Origin of the sequence: Nocardia sp. NPDC023852 (assembly GCF_040639505.1) — a bacterium.
In the GTDB taxonomy this organism is placed as follows: Bacteria; Actinomycetota; Actinomycetes; order Mycobacteriales; family Mycobacteriaceae; genus Nocardia.
Genome location: NZ_JBFAAB010000028.1, coordinates 33292 through 53718, shown reverse-complemented (window position 1 = coordinate 53718; position 20427 = coordinate 33292). Strand labels below are relative to the sequence as shown.

24 protein-coding genes are annotated in these 20427 nt (G+C 66.8%); 11 read left to right on the top strand and 13 right to left on the bottom strand.

What is annotated here, in order from left to right; genetic code table 11:
* Positions 1–120: 120 nt before the first annotated feature.
* Positions 121–453 (bottom strand): hypothetical protein, encoded by a 333-nt coding sequence (locus tag AB0H00_RS27410; protein ID WP_357271865.1) that lies wholly within the window; start codon positions 451–453, stop codon positions 121–123.
* Between the two features lie 549 nt (positions 454–1002).
* Between AB0H00_RS27410 and AB0H00_RS27405 the strand changes: the two genes are divergently transcribed.
* Positions 1003–1350, top strand: coding sequence for a hypothetical protein (locus tag AB0H00_RS27405; protein WP_357271863.1), 348 nt, complete (start codon positions 1003–1005; stop codon positions 1348–1350).
* 509 nt (positions 1351–1859) lie between these two features.
* On the opposite strand, the gene AB0H00_RS27400 is transcribed toward AB0H00_RS27405, so the two are convergent.
* Both AB0H00_RS27400 and AB0H00_RS27395 read right to left on the bottom strand, forming a co-directional pair.
* Positions 1860–2195, bottom strand: coding sequence for a DUF3761 domain-containing protein (locus tag AB0H00_RS27400; protein ID WP_357271860.1), 336 nt, complete (start codon positions 2193–2195; stop codon positions 1860–1862).
* Between the two features lie 273 nt (positions 2196–2468).
* The gene (locus AB0H00_RS27395; protein WP_357271859.1) at positions 2469–3494 is read right to left on the bottom strand and encodes an NAD(P)/FAD-dependent oxidoreductase; all 1026 of its coding nucleotides are present in this window, start codon (positions 3492–3494) and stop codon (positions 2469–2471) included.
* A gap of 197 nt (positions 3495–3691) precedes the next feature.
* Here AB0H00_RS27395 and AB0H00_RS27390 point away from each other — a divergent pair, with 197 nt between their 5' ends.
* The 4 genes from AB0H00_RS27390 to AB0H00_RS27375 all read left to right on the top strand — a co-directional run bounded on the left by AB0H00_RS27390 (position 3692) and on the right by AB0H00_RS27375 (position 6617).
* Positions 3692–4171, top strand: coding sequence for a DNA starvation/stationary phase protection protein (locus tag AB0H00_RS27390; RefSeq protein WP_357271857.1), 480 nt, complete (start codon positions 3692–3694; stop codon positions 4169–4171).
* Positions 4168–4611 (top strand): anti-sigma factor, encoded by a 444-nt coding sequence (locus AB0H00_RS27385; RefSeq protein ID WP_357271855.1) that lies wholly within the window; start codon positions 4168–4170, stop codon positions 4609–4611. Before AB0H00_RS27390 ends, AB0H00_RS27385 begins: the two co-directional genes overlap by 4 nt.
* Complete coding sequence (locus tag AB0H00_RS27380; RefSeq protein WP_357271853.1) at positions 4601–5434, top strand: RNA polymerase sigma factor SigF; 834 nt, start codon at positions 4601–4603, stop codon at positions 5432–5434. Before AB0H00_RS27385 ends, AB0H00_RS27380 begins: the two co-directional genes overlap by 11 nt.
* 337 nt (positions 5435–5771) lie before the next feature.
* Complete coding sequence (locus AB0H00_RS27375; RefSeq protein WP_357271851.1) at positions 5772–6617, top strand: glucose 1-dehydrogenase; 846 nt, start codon at positions 5772–5774, stop codon at positions 6615–6617.
* Between the two features lie 42 nt (positions 6618–6659).
* Here the strand turns inward: AB0H00_RS27375 and AB0H00_RS27370 are convergent, their stop codons facing one another.
* Complete coding sequence (locus AB0H00_RS27370; RefSeq protein ID WP_357271850.1) at positions 6660–8027, bottom strand: wax ester/triacylglycerol synthase family O-acyltransferase; 1368 nt, start codon at positions 8025–8027, stop codon at positions 6660–6662.
* Between the two features lie 198 nt (positions 8028–8225).
* Positions 8226–8876: a hypothetical protein gene (locus AB0H00_RS27365; protein ID WP_357271847.1), complete on the bottom strand. Its 651-nt coding sequence runs from the start codon at positions 8874–8876 to the stop codon at positions 8226–8228.
* A 47-nt stretch (positions 8877–8923) separates the two neighbouring features.
* Here AB0H00_RS27365 and AB0H00_RS27360 point away from each other — a divergent pair, with 47 nt between their 5' ends.
* Positions 8924–9064, top strand: a complete 141-nt coding sequence (locus AB0H00_RS27360) for a hypothetical protein (RefSeq protein WP_357271845.1) — start codon at positions 8924–8926, stop codon at positions 9062–9064.
* A 35-nt stretch (positions 9065–9099) separates the two neighbouring features.
* Positions 9100–9609, top strand: a complete 510-nt coding sequence (locus AB0H00_RS27355; protein WP_357271843.1) for a hypothetical protein — start codon at positions 9100–9102, stop codon at positions 9607–9609.
* A gap of 50 nt (positions 9610–9659) precedes the next feature.
* On the opposite strand, the gene AB0H00_RS27350 is transcribed toward AB0H00_RS27355, so the two are convergent.
* The 5 genes from AB0H00_RS27350 to purU all read right to left on the bottom strand — a co-directional run bounded on the left by AB0H00_RS27350 (position 9660) and on the right by purU (position 13812).
* On the bottom strand, positions 9660–10427 hold the full coding sequence (locus AB0H00_RS27350) for a hypothetical protein (protein ID WP_357271841.1): 768 nt from the start codon (positions 10425–10427) through the stop codon (positions 9660–9662).
* 536 nt (positions 10428–10963) lie between these two features.
* Entirely contained in the window at positions 10964–11167 is a 204-nt protein-coding gene (locus tag AB0H00_RS27345; protein WP_327114982.1) for a cold-shock protein, read from the bottom strand.
* A gap of 254 nt (positions 11168–11421) precedes the next feature.
* Positions 11422–12045 carry a serine protease gene (locus AB0H00_RS27340; protein ID WP_357271909.1) on the bottom strand — a complete coding sequence of 208 codons (624 nt, stop codon included), beginning with the start codon at positions 12043–12045 and terminating at the stop codon, positions 11422–11424.
* A 133-nt stretch (positions 12046–12178) separates the two neighbouring features.
* Entirely contained in the window at positions 12179–12508 is a 330-nt protein-coding gene (locus tag AB0H00_RS27335) for a plasmid stabilization protein (RefSeq protein ID WP_357271839.1), read from the bottom strand.
* A gap of 455 nt (positions 12509–12963) precedes the next feature.
* The gene (gene purU / locus AB0H00_RS27330) at positions 12964–13812 is read right to left on the bottom strand and encodes a formyltetrahydrofolate deformylase (RefSeq protein WP_357271837.1); all 849 of its coding nucleotides are present in this window, start codon (positions 13810–13812) and stop codon (positions 12964–12966) included.
* A gap of 238 nt (positions 13813–14050) precedes the next feature.
* Between purU and AB0H00_RS27325 the strand changes: the two genes are divergently transcribed.
* The 4 genes from AB0H00_RS27325 to AB0H00_RS27310 all read left to right on the top strand — a co-directional run bounded on the left by AB0H00_RS27325 (position 14051) and on the right by AB0H00_RS27310 (position 17668).
* A complete protein-coding gene (locus AB0H00_RS27325) occupies positions 14051–14674 on the top strand; it encodes a GntR family transcriptional regulator (protein ID WP_357271908.1) in 624 nt (207 codons plus the stop codon).
* Positions 14675–14959: 285 nt separating this feature from the next.
* Positions 14960–15319 (top strand): bifunctional 3-phenylpropionate/cinnamic acid dioxygenase ferredoxin subunit, encoded by a 360-nt coding sequence (locus tag AB0H00_RS27320; RefSeq protein WP_357271835.1) that lies wholly within the window; start codon positions 14960–14962, stop codon positions 15317–15319.
* Positions 15316–16485, top strand: coding sequence for an FAD-dependent oxidoreductase (locus AB0H00_RS27315; RefSeq protein WP_357271832.1), 1170 nt, complete (start codon positions 15316–15318; stop codon positions 16483–16485). The genes AB0H00_RS27320 and AB0H00_RS27315 overlap by 4 nt, the downstream gene beginning before the upstream one ends.
* A gap of 61 nt (positions 16486–16546) precedes the next feature.
* A complete protein-coding gene (locus AB0H00_RS27310) occupies positions 16547–17668 on the top strand; it encodes an aromatic ring-hydroxylating dioxygenase subunit alpha (protein ID WP_357271830.1) in 1122 nt (373 codons plus the stop codon).
* A gap of 75 nt (positions 17669–17743) precedes the next feature.
* Here AB0H00_RS27310 and AB0H00_RS27305 read toward each other — a convergent pair whose 3' ends face one another.
* From AB0H00_RS27305 to AB0H00_RS27295, 3 genes are all read right to left on the bottom strand, one after another.
* Positions 17744–18544 (bottom strand): IclR family transcriptional regulator, encoded by an 801-nt coding sequence (locus tag AB0H00_RS27305; protein ID WP_357271828.1) that lies wholly within the window; start codon positions 18542–18544, stop codon positions 17744–17746.
* Positions 18545–18718: 174 nt separating this feature from the next.
* Positions 18719–19345, bottom strand: coding sequence for an MBL fold metallo-hydrolase (locus tag AB0H00_RS27300; RefSeq protein ID WP_357271826.1), 627 nt, complete (start codon positions 19343–19345; stop codon positions 18719–18721).
* Positions 19342–20427, bottom strand: coding sequence for an S-(hydroxymethyl)mycothiol dehydrogenase (locus AB0H00_RS27295; RefSeq protein ID WP_357271824.1), 1086 nt, complete (start codon positions 20425–20427; stop codon positions 19342–19344). The genes AB0H00_RS27300 and AB0H00_RS27295 overlap by 4 nt, the downstream gene beginning before the upstream one ends.

The following is a 20427-nucleotide window of genomic DNA, read 5'->3' as shown; positions in this document are numbered from 1 at the left end:
TTGCCCTGCGCCGGATCGGGCGGATTTACTCCTCAACGACTTAAGGCTTGGCGTTTGCCCCGTGGGACGACTCGAGGACTCCCGGGCCATCAAACGGACGGAGCCGCGCTCGTCTTGCGGTCAACAGTTGAATGGGAAGCACGACTTCGGCGGGGCAGTCGGCGGCGCGGGCGAGGCGGTCGAAGGCACCACGGCGGTGTTGGCCGGCCTGTCGGTAGATCCCATGTGGGTGAGGGTCAGCACGACCAGCACAAGGATCGCGCCGCCTCCGAGCGCCCCGAGGCCCCACAGGATCGGCGTGGGCGATGCACTGCGGTAGCCGTGGAAGTACGGGGACCGGTAGCGCCCCGGTCGCTGGGGTGCGCGTCGGTCGGTGAAGCGGACGGACCCCCTCACATAACTTCCGCCTACCCGTCCCCTGCGTGAATGCCGCCGCACGGCTTCGTACCCCATGACCGTCAGTATGGCGCGAGTGCCGGTGGTGCGCGATCTTCTCCGGCACCGCCGGGTTCCGCTACGCGACCTTTTCCGGCACCGCCTCGTTCGTGCAGGTGGATTTCGGTACTGAGACCATCTCTTTTGTCGAACCGAAGCAGTGGGGTCCTCCGACACCGGTGTTCGACTGGGACCAGGATGTCAGCCGGAAACCCGCCAATGTCGAGCGACAGGATTGGCCGCCGGCTGTCGTACCGGCCCTTTAGCCGCTCCGCCGGGTGTTGAGAATCGATTTACCGACACCCTCGAGGCCCACCGATGGAAGCTGAGTCTCGGCGGGCGGGGGGCTTTCAAGCCTGTTTCACCCGTATCGGGTGAGCCACGTCTTGATCAGTTGCCCATAGGTTTCTTGGTGTGGACAGAAGGCAGGGGGTGAGCCGCCGCGCTGGTCTCTGCTCTGGGTGCCTTTCGTCTGGTCGGTTCCCGAGGAGACCGCGTGAGCGTGGGCGGGGCAGATTCGCCTCATCGATTCCCTGCGTACCCGTGCAACGAGAGACAGGAGAGGCAATGACCACTACGAATATGCCTGTCAAGCAGATGACTGCGTCTGTGTCCAAGGCCCAGGAATCCGTCGAGCGGAGCTCGGTGGGTACCTACACCCTGCACAACGACACCGACAGTCACGTCACGATCTTTCGGACCGCCGGCGAACAAGGCCCGCCTATCGGCGTGTGCATGCTGGCCCCCGGCGCCGACAGCGAATCATTCGACGACGGCAGCTTCGTAGCCATCCGGTATGGCGAGTCCGGCTATGCGGCGATGGCCACGTGGAACAACTCGCTATACACCCTCTATTACAACGCCGAGGGGCAGGTGCGGCCGAACCAGGTGAACAACGTGAGCTCCTTCGGCTGAATCTCCAGGGTCGATCTGGACCCTCATCACCGAGCAGCCCGCCCAGCTGCGCGCCCACGCGGCCGACGGTTCTGAGCGCCGGTCGGCCGGCGCGTCAGAGCTGTGGCGCGTCACCTCGAAGACGAGTGGGGTCAGATCGTGGGGTGATCAAAGACGGCGGAGCCAATGCACGGCCGCGCCACAGCTGCTGGCAAACCCGGACAGCCCCGAACAAGCATCTCAACGCCTGAGACGGTCCCGGAACACTTCTCCGGGACCGTCAGGCGTGCTGGAGTTGGGTGATGAGTGGCGTAGGACGTCCGTCGCTGACACAGGTGTTGAGATCAGTTCTCGGACAGAGGCTGTCCAGGCGGAAGACTCAGGGCCGCAACGGATTCGCCCTGTTCAAGAAACGTGTCGAGGATCGTAGTTCGGGGTCGAGCCGGGGATGCACCTAACCATCGGAACCGATAGTCCAGTCTGCGCTTTCGAGCAGGAAGTCAGCTCCCTAGTCCTAGCACTGCCAGCGGTTACGGCAGGCTGACCAACCATCGGGTGACTCCGCCGTGATGCGAGCAGGTGCCCGCGCGGTGTCGGCTGAAGCTGTAGGTGCCGTCCTTGCACTGGGCGGTTGCCCCGTCCGGGGCGACTGGAGCCTGCTCCGGACGCGAGACGCAGTCGTTGTCCACGTTTGCGTATTCACCCGCGCCGCAAGCGATCAGGACTGGCGCGGCGGCGGCTTGCGGGGCCAGAACCGATGCCATACCGACACTGGCGGTGAACAACCAGCTCGCGAGTGTTGCTCGACAGGCCAACGGTCTACGCGTTCCGGTAAACCCGCCGTGGCGGCTCGCGTCGCTGTTCATTTGTGAACTCCTTACAACAGTTGAACTCTCGGCCGAAAACTTCAGCACAGGAGAGCAGAAACTAGCGCAGAACCGAGCCCAGGTTGTCGGCATTCCACTTCGATTAGGGGGCCGTGCGCAATAAACGGACCGGTACTGGATCTGCTGCCCCGCTTGACGGCGCAACCCAGCCGGCTGTCCACTTATGCGCGGTACCGGCGACTTCAAAGGCCCGCCCGACCGGCAAACGCCCCGTTCGACTTGCGCTACCGCCGGATCCGGCGGATTTACTCCTCACGCCCCTGGAAGGATGGATTGCAGGCCGTGCCGCCGATCGCCGAGATCTCGCTCGCAGTTCACCCGCTCCATCTCCGCGGAGAATGCCTCGGCGCGCCATCGCTCGACCGCGCTCCGGGTGTCCTCGTCCACCAGATCGGTGTTGACCGCGGCGGCGACGGTCACACCGCTCGCCGCGGCCTGCGCCACCCCGGCGATGAGGTCGGTGACGTTGCCCGCTGCCCAGACGCCCGGGACCGAGGTGCGGCCGCTGGCATCCGCGGCGAGGTGCGTGCCCAATCCCCAAGGGTGATCACTTGTTTCGGTGCCGAGCGCAGCCGGGACCGCGTCTCGGGCGGCCAACCGCGGCGCGACTGCCAGCGTCGTGATCGGCACGATCCGGCCGGAATCCAGTCGTACCCCAGTGAGGCGATCGTCGACGATCTCTAAGCCGGTGACCGTGCCGTCCACCACGGGAATGCCGCGGGCCGCGAGCTGCTCGGCCTGTTCGGAGGTCGGCTCCGGCGAGGTGTGCCGCAGCAGCGTCACCTGCGCGCTCCACTGCCGGAACAGCAGCGCGTGGTGCACCGAGCCGAGCACGCCGATCGGCTGGTCGCGGATCTCCCAGCCGTGGCAGTACGGGCAGTGCACCACCTCCCGGCCCCACCTCTCCCGCAGGCCCACGATCGGCGGCAGTTCGTCGACTAGACCACTCGCGACGAGCAATCGGCGACCGCAGAACCGATCACCCCGGTCGGTGCCGACCATGAAGCCATCCGATGTCCGCTTCGCGGACTCGGCCTGCGCGTACACGATGCGCCCGCCGTATTGCTCCACCTCCCGCGCGCCGACCGTCAGCAACGCGGTGGGCGACATGCCCTCGCGGCTCAGCAACCCGTGCACGCCGTCGGCGGGTCCGTTGCGTGGTTCCCGCGCGTCTATCACCACGACCGACCGGCGTGCCCGCGCCAGAGTCAGCGCCGCCGACAATCCGGCCGGGCCGCCACCGATCACTACTACATCGAACTGCTCTTCCTTAGTCATGCCACACCTTGCAGCGGTATCGGCCAAATTGGCAAATACCGTTGCTATTTTAGCAAACGGCCTCGGCCGTGCCGATCACGCCCGACAGCGACTCACAGTGGACGTGGCTTGTTCGGGTGCGCTGGGCCAGCCGAGGTTTAACGTTCCGCAGGTGGGTAGCCCGTCGGTGACCAGTGACCGATGGAAAGGCGGGAGCGATGACCGAGCCCATCACGAGCACCCTCGACCCAGAGCAGCAGCATATTGCGGGCGAGACACTACGTGCGACAGTTGTCGATCTGATCGATCTATCGCTGATCGCCAAGCAAGCGCACTGGAACGTGATCGGTGCCAACTTCCGTTCGGTGCACCTGGCGTTGGACGAATTGGTCACGGCGGCAAGGGAGTTCACCGACGCCGCGGCGGAGCGTTGCACCGCCGTAGGGATCAGCCCGGACGGACGTGCCGCGACGGTGGCCGGCGATTCCGGCGCTCTCGGAATCGGCGACGGTTGGCAACAGGACACCGACGTCATCGACGCGATCGTCGGCAACCTCGCTGCGGTGATCAAGCGCCTGCGCGAGCGTATCGCAGCGACCGAGAAGGCCGACCCGGTCACCCAGGATCTCTTCCTGGCCATCGCCGCCCGACTCGAGCAGCTGCACTGGATGTGGCAGGCGCAGCTCGCAGCCGTGTGATGAACATGATCACCGGCGCGTTCGGCGCGCGAGCCGCGGCTACCACCACGGTCGCCGTCCGGATTCCCGCCGCCGCGCAGCATCTGGCCATGGTCCGCGGGCTGACCGATACCGTGTGCTTGGTAGCCGACTTTCCCCTCGCCGCGGCCGCCGACATCCGGCTGGCGATCAACGAGATCGCCACCATGCTGATGTTCGACGCCGTGCCGGACTCCTCGCTCGGCTGTGCGTTCACCTACAACGCGAACCGGATGGTCGTCCGGGTCGACGCGGTCGCCGAACGCGAAGTCGAGGTCAGTAGCGATCCGCTCAGTTGGGAATTGGTCCGGATGCTCACCAGCTCCACATCGATGTCCCGTGACCCTTTTGAAACAGATGCGCGTGGGTATCCGACCGCCATCGAATTCAGTTGGGAACGAGGAACATCCGATGACACGTGAGTTCACGACCGACCGAAATGACACCCCGCGGCGGCGCGGTGACAGCTACGACGACATCGAACCTTGGCTGGAGAAGCTGGCCGCGCTGGAAGAGACCGACCCGCATCGGGCCATCCTGCGCGAGGAGGTGATGCGCCGGTGCCTTCCGCTGGCGGAGCACATCGCCCGCAAATTCTCCGGCCGCGGTGAGTCCTTCGACGACCTGCTGCAAATCGCCCGCCTGGGCCTAGTACTCGCGGTGGACCGCTTCGACACCTCCCGCGGTACCCCCTTCTTGGCCTTCGCGGTCCCCACCATCATGGGTGAGGTGCGCAAACACTTCCGGGACAACACCTGGTCGCTGCGGGTACCGCGGCGGGTGAAAGAGATCCAGCTGCGCGTCGGCCCGGCCACGGAGTCGCTGTCGCACCGGCTCGGCCGGATGCCGACGGCCAGGGAGATCGCCGCAGAGTTGGGCGTCGAGCTGGGGGAGGTGACCCAGGCGCTCATCGCGCGCAACGCCTACCAGACCAACTCGCTGGAGTCGGTGGCGCCCGACGACGGTACAGAGGCACCGCAGCCGCTCGCGGAAACGCTCGGCGCCGAGGAACCGTGCTACCGCCTGATCGAGCAGGCGATGGCGGTGCGGCCGCTGATCGCCGAGCTGCCGCCGCGCGACCGCGAGGTGCTGGTCCTGCGTTTCTTCGAGTTGAAGACCCAGACCCAGATCGCGGAACGCCTGGGCATCTCACAGATGCAGGTGTCCCGGATTTTGACCAGGGTGCTCGGGCAGTTGCGCGAGCGGGCCCTCGGTACCGAAGACGCGGCCTCCCGGGCGGCCTGAGCGTGGGTCAGGCGGGATGTTGGTCGGAGAAGTCGGTCATCGGGGAGGAGGCCGGACTCGATGCGGGCACGGTGCGAATCCTTCATCCGAATGCGTTGAGCTGCTTTCTGTTCCGCGGGACGTCAGGTTCTGTCGGCGCGCTCCGGCGGCGACACCGGCAAGATGCTCGGCCTCTGCTGGCCGGTCCGGCTGCGGCGCAACGGGAGCCGCCCTCGACCAACGGATTCGGCGCGTCGGGCTCGCGGTGAGCGCGGGGCCTGGGTTTGCCGGAGGGTTTTCGCGGTAGTCGCCGTATATAGGACCGTCCAGAACAGCGATGCACAGGAGGAACGCGACCATGGGCTTTACCGAGCAGCAGCAAGAAGTCCCCGGCGTGCAGGGCAGGATGACGCCGATTCCGGACTGCGGCGAGGACAGCTATCGCGGTTCCGGGAAACTCGCCGGCAAGGCAGCTGTGATCACCGGTGCCGACAGCGGCATCGGCCGGGCCGTCGCCATCGCCTTCGCCCGGGAGGGCGCGGACGTTTTGATCTCCTACCTCAACGAGGACGAGGACGAGGACGCGAAGCAGGTCGCGCAGCTGGTGGAGCAGGCCGGCCGCAAAGCGGTTCTGGTGGACGGTGACCTGTCGCAGCCACAGCACTGCCGCACGATCGTCGACCGCGCAGTGCAGGAGTTCGGCAAGATCGACGTGCTGGTCAGCAACGCCGCTTATCAGATGACCCACAACACGCTCGAGGAGATCAGCGACGAGGAGTTCGACTACACCTTCGAGGTGAACGTCAGCGCCTACTTCCGCCTGGTGAAGGCGGCGCTGCCGCATATGCCCTCGGGCGGGTCCATCATCGGCAGTTCCTCGGTCAACTCCGACATGCCGTCACCCACCCTTGCGCCGTACGCCGCCACCAAGGCCGCCATCGCCAACTTCTCCGCAAGCCTCGCACAATTGTTGGGGGAGCGCGGAATTCGTGTCAACAGCGTCGCGCCAGGGCCGATCTGGACGCCGCTGATCCCGTCGACGATGCCGGTCGAGAAGGTCACCCGGTTCGGTGATGACACTCCGCTCGGCCGGGCCGGTCAACCCGCCGAGCTGGCTCCCACCTACGTCTTGCTCGCCTCCGACGATGGCAGCTACATCTCCGGAGCACGGGTCGCTGTCACCGGCGGACGCCCGATTCTCTGAGCCGAGACGGTGGAGCAGGTCGTCGGGCGGCCCGTCCGGTGGTCAGCGGACCGCCTCCTCCAGGTCGGCCAGCGCCGACTCCAGGTGGTCGAGCAGCATGGACGCGCGGGGGACGCTGCGACGGCAGGCGACGATGCCGATGTCGAGGTTGTCGGCGTTGCTGGTGAGGGTGATGTTGATCGCTTGGCCGTCGATCGGGATCGAGAGCGGGTAGGTGGCGTCGAGGCGGGCGCCGTTCCAGTACCGGTGGTCGCGTGGTCCGGGCACATTGGAGATGACGATGTTGAACGGCGGGCTGGTCAGCGCAACCGTGGCGGGTACGAGCAGTGACAGCGCGAGCGGGCTCAGCGTCAGCGCGGACAATGAGACAGCCTGCGCGGGGGTGAGCGAACGGTAGATGTCCTTGCTGCGCCGCATCGAGGAACTGATCGCTGCCAGCCGCGCGGCGGGGTCGGCGAGATCGGTGGCGAGGTTGCACAGCAGCGCCGCCAGCGCGTTGCCGTCGGTGGCGGCGCCGTCGTCGGAGTCCTGCCGCAGCGATACCGGCACCATCGCGACCAAGGGCTTGTCAGGAAGGGCTTGGTGCTCGATCAAGTATGTGCGCAGCGCGCCCGCCGACATGGCCAGCACCACGTCGTTGACCGTCGCGTCGGTCGCTTTCTTGACCTGCCGGATCCGATCGAGCGGCCAGGAGCGGGCGGCGCAGCGGCGTGCCCCGCCGATCGGGACGTTGAACAGGGTGCGCGGCGCGGCGAACGGCAGGATCAGCTGCTGTTCGACCAACGCAGCGCGGGCCAGGCGCAACGCCGTAGGCGCGGTGCCCGCCGCGGCGCGCATCCCGCGTGCCATGGCGCCGAGCGAGCGTTGGCGCGGTGGATTCTCGGTGCGTCGGCCGGAAGATGGCAGATGCCAGGGCACCAGCGCTTCGCCGGAGTCGGGGTCGCTGGTGAGTGTGCGCTGCAGCAGTCGCTGAGCGCCGACGCCATCGATGAGGGCATGGTGCATCTTGCTGTACACGCCGACCCGGTCGTCCGCGAGCCCTTCGATCAGATGCACTTCCCACAGTGGCCGATGGCGGTCGAGCAGCGTGCTGTGCAGTCCGGCGGCGACCTCGACCAGCGCGTCCAAGTTCCCGTATTCCGGGAGCGCCCAACGCTGTAGGTGATAGTCGACCTCGACGGTGCTGTCGACCGTCCACGCCAGCTGGGGGGAACCGAACAGCCGGGCCGGGCGCTTGCGGAAGGTCCGATGGAAGTTCCGGTCGGCCGCCAGGGTCGCGTAAGCGCGTCGCGCGAACTCAGATCCGGTGCTTTCCATCGGATCGAATACCTGTAGCGAACCGACGTGCATCGGGTGCTCTCGTGATTCCGCGATGAGGAATAGGGCGTCGACCGGTGAAATGAATTCCATGGGCAGTCCCTCCTGACGACGCTGAAGCTTCGCCGCGATCTGGTTCGAAATTCAGGGGTGGCAGGTGTCGGCGTCGGGCATGCCCACTGCTCAGGACGCTGGAGCGGCACGGCGTGGTCGATGACAATCCACCACCCGATGATTCGATGCCGAATCCGAACCGGCTGGGCGGCGGGCGGTTCTTTATTGCGCGTCGGTTCAGGACAGGCGGCTGACCGGCCAATCGTGCGGCAGCTCCAGGCGTTCGCTGATCATGCTGATCGCGGTGTGCAGCGCTTGGATCTCGTCGACGCCGGTGGCGACGGAGGAACCCTGCTCGCTGATGTGGAACCGGCATAGGTGATGACGTCCGTCGGCCGCGAGGTACGGCCTGCCGATGATGATCGACAGCGAGCTGTCGGCGTCGCGCAGAGTGCGCGCGGCGATCAGCGCCTGGGGCTCGTGATCCGCTGTCGCTGCGGCACGGGACGGCCGAGCGGGGGCGGCGGGGAACCGTGGATCGGACGGTTCGGTCACCTCGAACTGCGCCCCTCGGTCGTTGGCCTGTCGCAGCTCGGCCGCGATCTCCTGAAGGGCGCGGTACAGCGCCTCGATCGTATCGGCGCCGTGCGCCCAGCGCTCTCCGATGTCTTGGATGCGGAATCCGCACACCACACCGGTGTCGCCAGGCGCCATCTGCGGTTTGCCAACTTCGATCGACACTTCACGCGTAGCGTCGGCGATGGTGCGGGTCGCGATCACTTCCCTGATCCGACGCCATTTCGTGCTCGCGATCGCATCGCCGTGTTCGGACTCGCGCACTGTGGGCGTGGTCGTGTCGCCAGTGACCCGCGCCTGTATCGCTCCCATAGATGAGGGAGTACCCAACCTGCTCGCAGGTTTACCCTGCGGTTCGCGTGACCTCGACCGCAGGGCAGGGTCTGGAAGGGAGAAGCACCACGAAGTCGGTGGTGGTTGTCTCGACACGCTCGATCCCGCAAGATGGCTACCGGGTGGTTAACGTGCTGTGGGCTTGGCACACCGTCGCCGAGATGTGATGGTGGGCCCGCGACGATGAAAAAGGGCGGACGAAGTGGTCACGATTGCGCAGTTGCTAGCGGCTCTGTCGATTCTGCGTGTCGACCCGGACGAGGTCGGCGCGCGGCTGAACGACACCGGTCTACGCGGGCCCAACGCGGAGCGGGCCATGCTGGTCGGATTGCTACATCGGGTGGCGAGCAGCGAGCTGCGGCAGGTCATCACCACCGCCGCCGACGACGAGGCTGCCAAGGCCGCTGCGGTCAGCGCGCAACCGGTGGAGGGGGAAAATGCCACGGAACAAGTCCGTTTCGACGCACAGTGGCTGCACGACCGGATCGGTGCCCTCGCGGCCGGCACCACCGTGGATCCGGTGCCGGTTCTGCTCGACGCCGCCGCACGCTCCACCGACGCGGCCGAGGCCCTGCTCCTGCTCAGCCGCAACCCCCGCGGCGGTGACGCGGAAGCCAGATGGGAGCGGGCACTCGACGACCTCGGCTGGGCCTATCACCTGATCAACGACGAGCGCGTGGGGCGCTTGAACACGACGACCGCGCCGCTGTAGCGGCGCGGTGCTCGTCCCGGCGGCGTCGTGCGTGCCGCCGGGACCAGTTGTCAGTTCGGCTGTTCCGGTGTGGAGCGCGCGGGCTTGTCGGCCCAGTGGGTGGTGCCCTCGGCCGCTTGCAGTGTGGTGAGCAGGTCTACGCCCGCCGCGAGGAGCGTGGGGCCGCCGATCGCGATGGTCCCGAGGATGCCGCCGAGGGTCGCGCCGGTAAGCAGGCCGGCCACACAGCCGACCGCGATCGTGGCCACACAGCCGATCGTGGCGCCGATAGCGGTGCCGATGAAGCCGCCGACGGCGCTGGCCAGCCCGAACTGGCCGGCGAATTCGTCACGGGCGCGCTGATTTTCGGTCCTCGACGCCACCGGCTGGGCTACGAGCGGTTCGGCGATCGCCAGCCCCTCTGGCCTGGTCGGCGTCAGCTCCAATACCGTGGCGTCTTTTTTCAACTCCGGTCGAACCGGGATCGCGGTGTCGGCGACCCGGAAGTCCAGCGGCAACGTCATGGCGACGCGCCCGTCGCGGTCCCGGATGTCGACCACATCGATCACCTGCGCGATGTCGGCGCGGGCGCCGTTGCTGTCGACGAGCACACCGTCCCGATCGGTCAGCCGGGCGTTCGCGTCGGTACTCACGTGGTCTCGAAGTGCCTTGAACAACTCGAACGTTCCGTCTTTGAGCGCGGCCACCACCGTCTTGTCCACTAGTCGGGCCGAGTAGACGATGTCGGGTGTCGTCGGCTCGGCGTGTGCCACGCCGGTGCTGAGAGTGAGGGAACCGATGGCCAGTGTCGCTGCCGCAGTGATGCCGCGGAGTTGCATGATTTATCCATTCCGTCATGAGATTTCGCAGCTGCGTCCTGCACGAGCGGACCCGCGCACTCCGGTAGCGCAAGTAGCAACCGCTGAGGTCGCAGAGGAGCCTAGCAGCGCGTGCAGCAACCGATGAGCGTTCTGGCGGGACGAGTTTCGGCGCGCGGGCGGCGCGCGCGCGGCTCAGCGGGGTGCGCCCGGGCAAACTCGACGCCGTGTCGACCGGTCGCCGCGCGCCAGGGCCGCGGCGACCAGCGCGGCGATCTCGCCCGCGCCGACTACCTACGGCAGATCAACGCGAGTCTGCCCGTGCTGCAAAGGGATCTGTCGGTCACCGACGATGTCATCAGGCTGTACGTCGACACCGCGCCCGACCCGTTACGCACGCTCGACAACGCGACGGTCGCGAGCGGCACGACCAACGAGGGCGCTCCCTACGTTCCGTCGACCGCGGTGACGCCCAAGCCCCCCAGACAGCGGGGTAAGCGCGCCCGAAACGCGCAAAAGCCCCGCGCCGTAGCGCGGGGCTTTCCAAGCTGCGTCGATCAGATAGCGCGGACGTCCTGGGCCTGCGGGCCCTTCTGTCCTTGGCCGACCTCGAACTCCACGCGCTGCCCCTCTTCAAGGGACTTGAATCCCGAGCCGGACACGGCGGAATAATGAACGAAGACGTCAGGACCGCCACCGTCTTGCGCGATGAAGCCGAAGCCTTTTTCGCTGTTGAACCACTTCACACTGCCTTGAGTCATTGCTTACTTCATTCTTTTCTGTAGACAAGCCAAGCCGATCACGTCGATCGGCCTGATCTCACTAGACAACCATGCCATGAACCGGCGATTCTCGTCGTGATTGTGAGCTAACGAACATCGAGCGGGCTGTGCGCGGCCTCCGCCGCCTCCTCGCCGGACACGCCGAATCACGGCTTGACGGCGGCCGACTCTCCGCGTTACCTGCAGTGCGACCTCTTCCGTCCGGTCCGACGAGAGCGGTCGCGGGTGGCCGATCATCCCGCCGGTAGCGGGTGGTAGCCGGCGCCCACGTCGCCGCGCGTCTCCAGATCGGCAATGATCGCGCTGATATTCGTGCCGACTTCCGGACCGAAGCAGCCGATGCCCAGGTATGCGTTCACCATGCCGACCAGGGTGGTGCCTACCAGAACCGGAGCGCCGGAATCGCCTTGCAGGACGCACATCTGAGTCCAGGTTTCGTTGTTCGTCGCGCGCACGTCGCCCCAGGCCACGCCGCAGCTGGTGCCGGTGGTGCGGCCCTTCTTGCACACCACCGTCGGGAACTGCGCGGGCGCTCCGATCCCGGTGATGGTCGTCGCACCCACCCGAGCGAGGGGCGCGATCCGACCCGGGTCGAATTCGATGACCGCGTAGTCCAGTGTGGGATCGGAGTGCACGAAGCGTCCGACCACCCCGTAGCTGGGATCGGCTTCCGCGCGGACCTTCGCGCCTTGGTCGCCGCAGTGACCAGCCGTCAGCCCGAGCAGCCGTCCCTCACGGTCGTGGCCGACGGTGGTGAGCGTGCACTCGGCGCGGCTGTCGATGATGATTCCCGAACCGCCGCCGATGGCGGGCGGTTCGGGCCGGGCCTGTGCGGTTCCAGCTCCGCCGACGGCCATTGCGGCGGCGGCCATTGAGGCGAGCGCGGCGTGTGACCACGCCGGTCCCGTAGTGCGATTGCGCATCGAAATTCCTTGGGTTTTCTAGCTGAATCAGCTTCCAGCCACATGACGCCGATCAAATTGCGCTGGCTCAGCTGCGGCCCAGCGCCTTTTCCAACTGGCTCTTGGTCATCCTGGAACGGCCGTTGATATTGCGCTTCTTCGCTTCGCTGTACAGCTGGTCCCGCGTCGGGCCCTTCGGCCCACCGCGGCCGGAGCGCTGACCACCTCGTTGCTGCGGAGACTTGTCCTCGGTGGAGGCCCGGCTCGCGGTCTTGGTCTTGCCCTGCTGCGCCCGGTTCTTGTTGACTGTGCGCGCGGCGATCTCCTTCGCGCGTTCCGTGCTCGCGCCTCGGCCCTTCGCTGAGTCCTTGACGTGCTCGTACTGCCGTTCTTCCTTGCTGTTCCATTCCTTGGGCATCTCACACCTCCTGGGTCGCGACTACCCGCGGATCGCCATTCCAACCGCGCCGTGGGCGGTCGATGGCATTCGCTCGGTCCGGAAGAGTCTCACGCGCATGTCGACGATGGTGGCGCATGTTCTCATCGTCGGCGAACAGTCGAGGGTGACCGAGAAGAGGAGGGCAGGTTTCCGAAGCCCGTCGGTGGATTCAGTGCGAAACTATTGCGGGGCAAGGTCTTCGGCCCATATCGGCAGGGCATGCCTTTCACTCGGTGCCGCACCTCTGCGAGCACCGTACGCCCGGCCTCGGCGTCGACTCGGCTCCTGGCGCACGATGCCGTTCGCCGAACCATCGCCACCGCCCAGCATTCGACGACGGTGACCGGGACGTTGATCTTCTCCTCGGTGAGGCCTGCGTGCGGAGGCGTGGTCGGGACCCGGAATCGGTGACTTCGCTCGGGGCAGGTTTTCGATTACTGGAAGACGATGGTGCTGTGGCCGTTGAGCAGAACCCGGTGCTCGCAGTGCCAGCGGACTGCGCGGGACAGCGCCAGCGCCTCGGCGTCTCGGCCCACGGTGGCCAGGCGCACGGGGTCGAAGGTGTGGTCGATGCGGATGACCTCTTGTTCGATGATCGGCCCCTCGTCCAGGTCGGGGGTGACGTAGTGGGCCGTGGCGCCGACGAGCTTGACGCCCCGGTCGTAGGCCTGGCGATACGGCTTGGCGCCCTTGAAACCGGGCAGGAACGAATGGTGGATGTTGATCGCCCGCCCGTGCAGCAGTTGGCAGGCCTCGTCGGAGAGCACCTGCATGTAGCGGGCGAGCACGACAAGGTCCACTTGCCATTCGTCAACCAGTTCCAGTAGGCGCGCCTCGGCTTGCCGCTTGGTCGTCGCGGAGACGGGGACGTGATAGAACGGCAGCCCGGCCGCCTCGGACATCGGCCGCAGATCCTCGTGGTTGGAGACCACGCCGACGAGCTCGCCGCCCAAGTTGCCCGCGCGCCATCGAAAGATCAGGTCGTTCAGGCAGTGGCCGAGGCGGGAGACCATCACGAGAACGCGCGGGACGCGCTCGTCGCCGAGGGCGAACGTCATGCCGAACTCGGTAGCGACGGATTCGAACGCTGCGCTGAGCTGTTCCGCTTGCACCTCGCGCCCGGAGTGGAAGCAGGTTCGAAGGAACAGCGACCCACCTCTGGTGTCGTCGAACTGCTGGTGCTCGAGGATGTCGCACCCGCGCTGAATGAGAAACGAGCTCACCGCGTGGACGATGCCGGGTCGCTGTGGGCAACTGAGTGTCAAGGTGAAGGTGTGCGTCACAGGGTCTCCTGGGCATCGGCGCTGGGGGAAGCGGCGCCGGGTGTTTTCGTCGCGCGGACTGCTCAATCGATAGACCGGACGGGCATTTCGTTCGAATATCAGAATTATCATTCTGATATATCAATATGATCCAAAGCATATTGCATGGGTGTCAACGGGGTCAAGCGCCGCGATCCGACGGCATAGGATGCTCGGTGTGAGCACTGTCGCGCCTATTCCCGAGGGTGTACCGGACTCGATGGCCGAGCGTGCGTATGCGGCGATCAGGGACCGATTGATCATGCTCGACATCCGACCCAACGCGGCGATTGTCGAGAACGAGCTGGCGAGGGACCTCGGTGCCGGCCGCACGCCGGTCCGAGAGGCACTCAAGCGGCTCGAGATGGACCGGCTGGTTGTGTCGTACCCGCGCCGAGGGACCTTCGCGACCGGCGTCGATATCACCGACCTCGCACACATCTCCGAAATCCGGCAGGTGCTCGAGCCGCTCGCCGCACGTCGAGCCGCGCAGGTGGCGAACGCGGCGATGCGGTCGGAGCTGCGGGAGCTGGCGGACCGCACCGAGCGGCTCGACGTCGCCGGGATTGATCGCCGAGAGCTCATGCGGTGGGACCTGGCAGTACACCGAGCGATCTACCGGGCGACCGGCAACCCGCACTTGCGGGATGTGCTCGTCCGACATGACGACCTGGCCACTCGGATCTTCTGCCTGTTCCTCGACCGTATGCCGACAGTCGCCCAGCATGTGAGTGAGCATGTGGCGCTGCTGCGGGCGATCGCAGACGGCGAGGCCGACCGCGCGGCCGAACTCGCGCACGACCACGTCACCGGCTTCGAACGCGCGATACGCGCCGTCGTCTGACCGTAGGGCGAGCCGGATCCGCTGCGGCATCCGTGGGGAAAGCTTGCGCTGCGGGAGTTGTCGTGCTGGGCAGGCTCGAGCAGTCCGGCATTGGGCGCGCATTCGACGGGTCCTTCTCCCGTGCCGTGCGCTCTTCTGTGCCTCGGTAATACAGGGCGAGACGATATGCCTGCGTGAGGTCGAATGCGCGATCCCGTACGCGCTCTTGACAACCGAGTGTGACCCCGAGCACGCTGTTGCATATTGCGAATCGAGTTTCGCCAGGCGCTACAGAGAGGCCCAGTCATGCTCGAAGTCTGCCCGCTATCCGAGCTGCCGCGCGGCGAGACCCGTCGTATCGAGGGGGACACCCCGATCGCGGTGTTCCATACCGAAGACGGCGACCTGTACGCCATCGACGACACCTGCACCCACCAGGACGCATCTCTGGCCGACGGCTGGCTGGAGGGCTGCCAGGTCGAATGCCCCCTGCACGCCTCGCGGTTCGACTTGCGTACCGGCGCGGTGGACGCCCCTCCCGCCAAGCTGCCGGTGCGTACCCATCGGGTGACAATCGTCGACGGAGTCATCCACATCGAGCTCAGCAGCGCTCGACCGAACCTGCCTCCGAGCGTGTCCGTGCGGGCGATGAAAGCCGGGCGATGAGGACCATCGCGGTCATCGGTGCCTCGCTGGCGGGCCTCTCCGCCGCTCGGGCTCTGCGCGCCCAGGGATTCGACGGCGAGCTGACGGTCGTCGGCGCCGAGGCCCATCGGCCCTACGACCGCCCGCCACTGTCGAAGGAGTTCCTCGCCGGCGAGATCGAAGCCGACACCTTGGCCCTCGAACTCGACGACGAAAACCTTTGCGCGCGTTGGGTGCTCGGTATCCAGGCCACCCGACTCGACGCCGCAGGGGGAGCGGTGGAGCTGGAAGACGGTACCCGACTGAGCGCCGACGGTGTCGTGATCGCCACCGGAGCCCGTGCGCGCCGGTGGCCAGGCTCGGAGGCGATGGCCGGTGTGCACGTGCTACGTACTCTCGATGACGCGCTCGCACTGCGGGACAGGCTCCGCGATGGCGCCCGGCTCGCGGTCATCGGCGCTGGGTTCATCGGCGCCGAGGTCGCCTCAACCGCCCGCAAGCTCGGTCTCGAGGTGACCGTGGTCGAGGCCGCGCCCACCCCGCTGGCCGGGCCGCTCGGAGTTCGGCTCGGCGCTGCGGTGGCGCGTCTGCACACCGAGCATGGCACGACGCTGCGGTGTGGGGTCGGCGTCGCCGGCCTGACCGGCAGCGACCGGGCCACCGGGGTCGAGCTCGCCGACGGCACGCACCTGCCCGCGGACGCCGTACTCGTCGGCGTCGGCGCAATCCCGAACATCGAGTGGCTGCACGGCGGTTCTGTGGAATTGGGCAACGGCGTGCTTTGCGACGCGGGCGGGGCGACATCGATCCCGCAGGTCGTCGCCGTCGGGGACTGCGCGTCCTGGCACGAGCCGTTTCTCGGCCGGCGGCACCGGGTCGAGCACTGGACTGCGGCTATGGAGCGTCCGGCCATCGCTGTCTCGACGCTGCTTGCCGGCGGGCTGTATCAAGGAACGTCCGCCAAGCCGCCCTACTTTTGGTCCGACCAGTACGGCAAGCGAATCCAGTTTGCCGGCATCGCCCACCCTGACGACGAGATCACTGTTGAGGATGGCGTTCTCGATGAGACCGGCTTCCTGGCGGTGTACCGCCGCGAGGGCATGCCGGTAGCGGTCCTCGGCATCGACCGGCCGCGGCTGTTCACCCGCTGGCGGCGCCAGCTCGCAAGCCTGCCCGCCGCCTCCTGACCGGGAACCGGACACCTCCAGCGAGATCGAACCCAACAGCGACACCGAAAAGGAGCCTGCCGTGACCACCGCAAGCCTGCCCGAAAGCCTGATCGCCACGCTGCCCGGCCACTACTACACCCACGCCGAGGTCTTCGCCATCGAACAGGAGAAGGTCTTCGAGACAATGTGGTTCTGCGCCGTGCGCGCGGCCGACCTCGACAAGCCGGGCGCGTTCAAGACCGTGCAGGTCGGGCGCGAGAGTGTGCTTGTCGCACGGTCCCGCTCGGGGGAGGTTCGGGCGTTCTTCAACGTCTGCCGCCACCGTGGTGCGCGCCTGTGTACCCAGGAAAGCGGGGAGGTCCAGCGCGCGTTCCAGTGTCCCTATCACGCCTGGACTTACGACCTGGATGGCAAGCTCGTGGCCGCGCCCAACCTGACGAAGATGCCGGACATCGACCGAATTGATTTCGGCCTGCGGCGCATCGCCGTGCGGGAGTGGCTCGGCTACGTCTGGGTCTGTCTCGCCGACCAGCCGCCGTCATTCGACGAGACGGTGATGCGGGAGGTGCGCGACCGGCTCGGCGACCTCGAGTCCATCGCCCACTACGACATCGCCGAGCTCAGTGTCGGCCGCCGGATCGTCTATGACGTCAAGGCGAACTGGAAGCTGATTGTCGAGAACTTCATGGAGTGCTACCACTGCGCCACGATCCACCCGGAGCTCACGGAGGTGCTTCCGGAATTCGCGGACGGCTACGCAGCGCAGTACTACGTCGGTCACGGCGCCGAATTCGGCGCGAGCATCGAGGGTTTCACGGTCGACGGCTCGCACGGACTCGACCGGATCCCTGGTGTCGCCGAGGATCAGGACCGGCGCTACTACGCGATCACCATCAAGCCGCAGGTGTTCGTCAATCTGGTGCCCGACCACGTGATCGTGCACCGGATGTTTCCGCTTGCTGCCGACCACACGGTCGTCGAATGCGACTGGCTCTACCTGCCCGAGGTGGTCGCCGCCGGCAAGGATCTCAGCCGTTCGGTCGAGCTGTTTCATCGGGTCAACCGGCAGGACTTCGATGCGTGCGAGCGGTGCCAGCCCGCGATGAGTTCGCGGATCTACCGCGACGGTGGGGTACTGGTTCCCAGCGAACACCACATCGGAGCGTTCCACGACTGGTTGCGCACCAAGATTGCCGATTGACAGATCGATACATCCGGGGCGCAAGCGGCGCGGCCGCAATCGAGAGCGGCCGAGCCTGCGCACCGGAAACGGAAATCAGTCGAGATAGCCCATCCTGCGGCTGATCGCGTCGGCGGCGACGATCACGTCCCGCGCGATCTCATGCAGCCACTGCTCGCTGAACCGGTAGACCGGACCGGACACGCTGACCGCCGCGACCACCTCGCCGGTGTGATCGCGGATCGGCGCCGCGATGGCGTTGAGGCCCTCCTCCAACTCCTCGACGGTGTACGCGTAGCCGTCGCGCAGGGCGATGGAGAGCTGCTCTTCCAGCGTTGCGGAAGAGATGATCGTCCGCGGGGTGAGTCGGTCCAGACCTGCCGCGGACAACAGGTCTTCGCGCTGCTCGGCATCCATATGCGCGAGGAGAATCTTGCCGCTGGACGTGGCATGTAGCGGGGTCGACTCACCGATCCAGTTGTGCGTGCTGACGGCCGACGGGCCTCGTGCCTGACACAGGTTGACCACGAAATGGGACCGCAGCACGGCCACGTTCACTGTCTCGCCGAGTTGTGCGGCGAGCGTCCTGCACACCGGGCCTGCCTGTTCCGCGATGTCCAGCCGTCGAGGGACCGCCCCGGCAAGGCGGAGGATTCCGAAGCTGAGGCGGTACTTGCCGCGCTCATGGGTTTGTTCGACGAGCTCGCGGTCCTCGAGCGCGCTGAGCAGCCGGAACGCCGTCGACTTGTGCACACCGATGTCGGCGGCGACCTCGCTGACACCCGCCTCGCCGCGTCGGGCCAGGATCTCGAGCACACTCACCGCACGGTCGACCGACTGCACGCCGGTCGCGGTTCCCGCCGCCCCGTTTGCGGTTCTCACCGTGGCGTTCTTCATGGCGCAACTATAGGCACAGCCACTTGGTGTTGCCTAATAAGAAACACGGTGCGTATTGCGCTCTGCGGTCCGCTCGAGGTCGTCGACGCGCCGGCCGGTCATGTGTGTCGTACCGCAGCATTCGACGCCCGCGCGACGATGGTCGCCGAGAAGTCGAATGTTCTCCGATCAAGGTCAGTGTCCTCGCGCGATCCAGGCGGCCAGGTGCGGAGCCTCTGCGTCGATCGTGGTGCCCTCGCCATGTCCGGTGTGTACGAGTGTGTCCTCGGGCAGGGCGAACAGGCGGTCGCGGATCGAGTCGATGATCGTCGGGAAGTCCGAGTAGGACCGGCCGGTGGCGCCCGGGCCGCCCTGGAACAGCGTGTCGCCGGAGAACAACATGCCGGCCTCGGGCACGTGCAGGCATACCGAGCCCGGCGAGTGACCGGGGGTGTGGATGACTTCGATCTCTGTGCCGGCGACTCCGATCCGCTGCCCGTCGTCGATACGCAGGTATCGCTCGTCGGGATGGGTAATCCTCCACAGCACGTCGTCACCGGGGTGCAGCAGCAGCGGGGCGTCCAGCTTTTCGGCGAGTTCGGGCGCCGCGGTGATGTGATCGTTGTGGCCGTGGGTGCAGAGCACCGCGGTGACCCGACGACCCCCGACGGCGTCGATAATCGGTTGCGCGGCATGCGCTGCGTCGATGATCACCACGTCGGTGTCGTCGCCGATCAGCCAGATGTTGTTGTCGACTTCCCAGGTGCCGCCGTCGAGGCTGAAAGTGCCGGAGGTGACGACCCGCTCGATACGCAGACTCACAGGACCACCACCGAACGCAGCACGTCGTTGCTGTGCATGGTCGCGAACGCCTCCTCGACCTGGTCGAGCTCGATGCGTTCGGTAACGAATTTCTCCAGCGGCAGCCGGCCCTGCTGATACAGGTCGACAAGCATCGGGAAGTCGCGCTCGGGCAGGCAGTCGCCGTACCAGGACGACTTCAGTGCACCGCCGCGGGAGAAGAAGTCCACCAGCGGTATCTCCAGGGTCATGTCCGGGGTCGGTACGCCGACCAGCACTACGGTGCCGGCCAGGTCGCGGGCGTAGAACGCCTGCTTCCAGGTCTCGGGCCGGCCGACCGCGTCGATCACCACGTCCGCGCCGAAGCCCCCGGTCAGCTCCCGCACAGCTTCGATGACGTCGACCTCGGCGCCGTTGATCGTATGGGTGGCGCCCAGCTCGATGGCCCACTCCAGCTTGCGGGGATCGCGATCGATCGCGATGATCTTGTTCGCCCCGGCCAGCCGCGAGCCCATGATCGCGGCGTCGCCGACACCGCCGCAGCCGATGACCGCCACCGAGTCGCCGCGGGTGACGTTTCCCGTGTTCACGGCGGCGCCCAGGCCCGCCATCACGCCGCAGCCCAGCAGTCCGGCCACCGCAGGGTCGGCGGACGGGTCGACCTTCGTGCATTGTCCGGCGTGCACGAGGGTCTTGTCCGCGAACGCGCCGATACCCAGTGCGGGGGTCAGTTCGGTGCCGTCCTCGAGGGCCATCTTCTGTGTCGCGTTGTAGGTGTCGAAGCAGTACTGCGGCCGACCGCGCTTGCAGGCCCGGCATTTTCCGCACACTGCCCGCCAGTTGAGGATCACGAAGTCGCCGACCGTGACCGTGTCCACGCCTGGGCCGACGCTCTCGACGACGCCCGCGGCCTCGTGGCCGAGCAGGAAGGGGTACTCGTCGTTGATGCCGCCCTCGCGGTAGGTGAGGTCCGTGTGGCACACCCCGCACGTGGCGATCGCGACCACGACCTCGCCCGGGCCGGGATCCGGGATGGTGATGGTCACGGTCTCGACCGGGGCGCCCTTCGCGCGGGCGATGACCCCGCGTACCTGCTGCGGCAT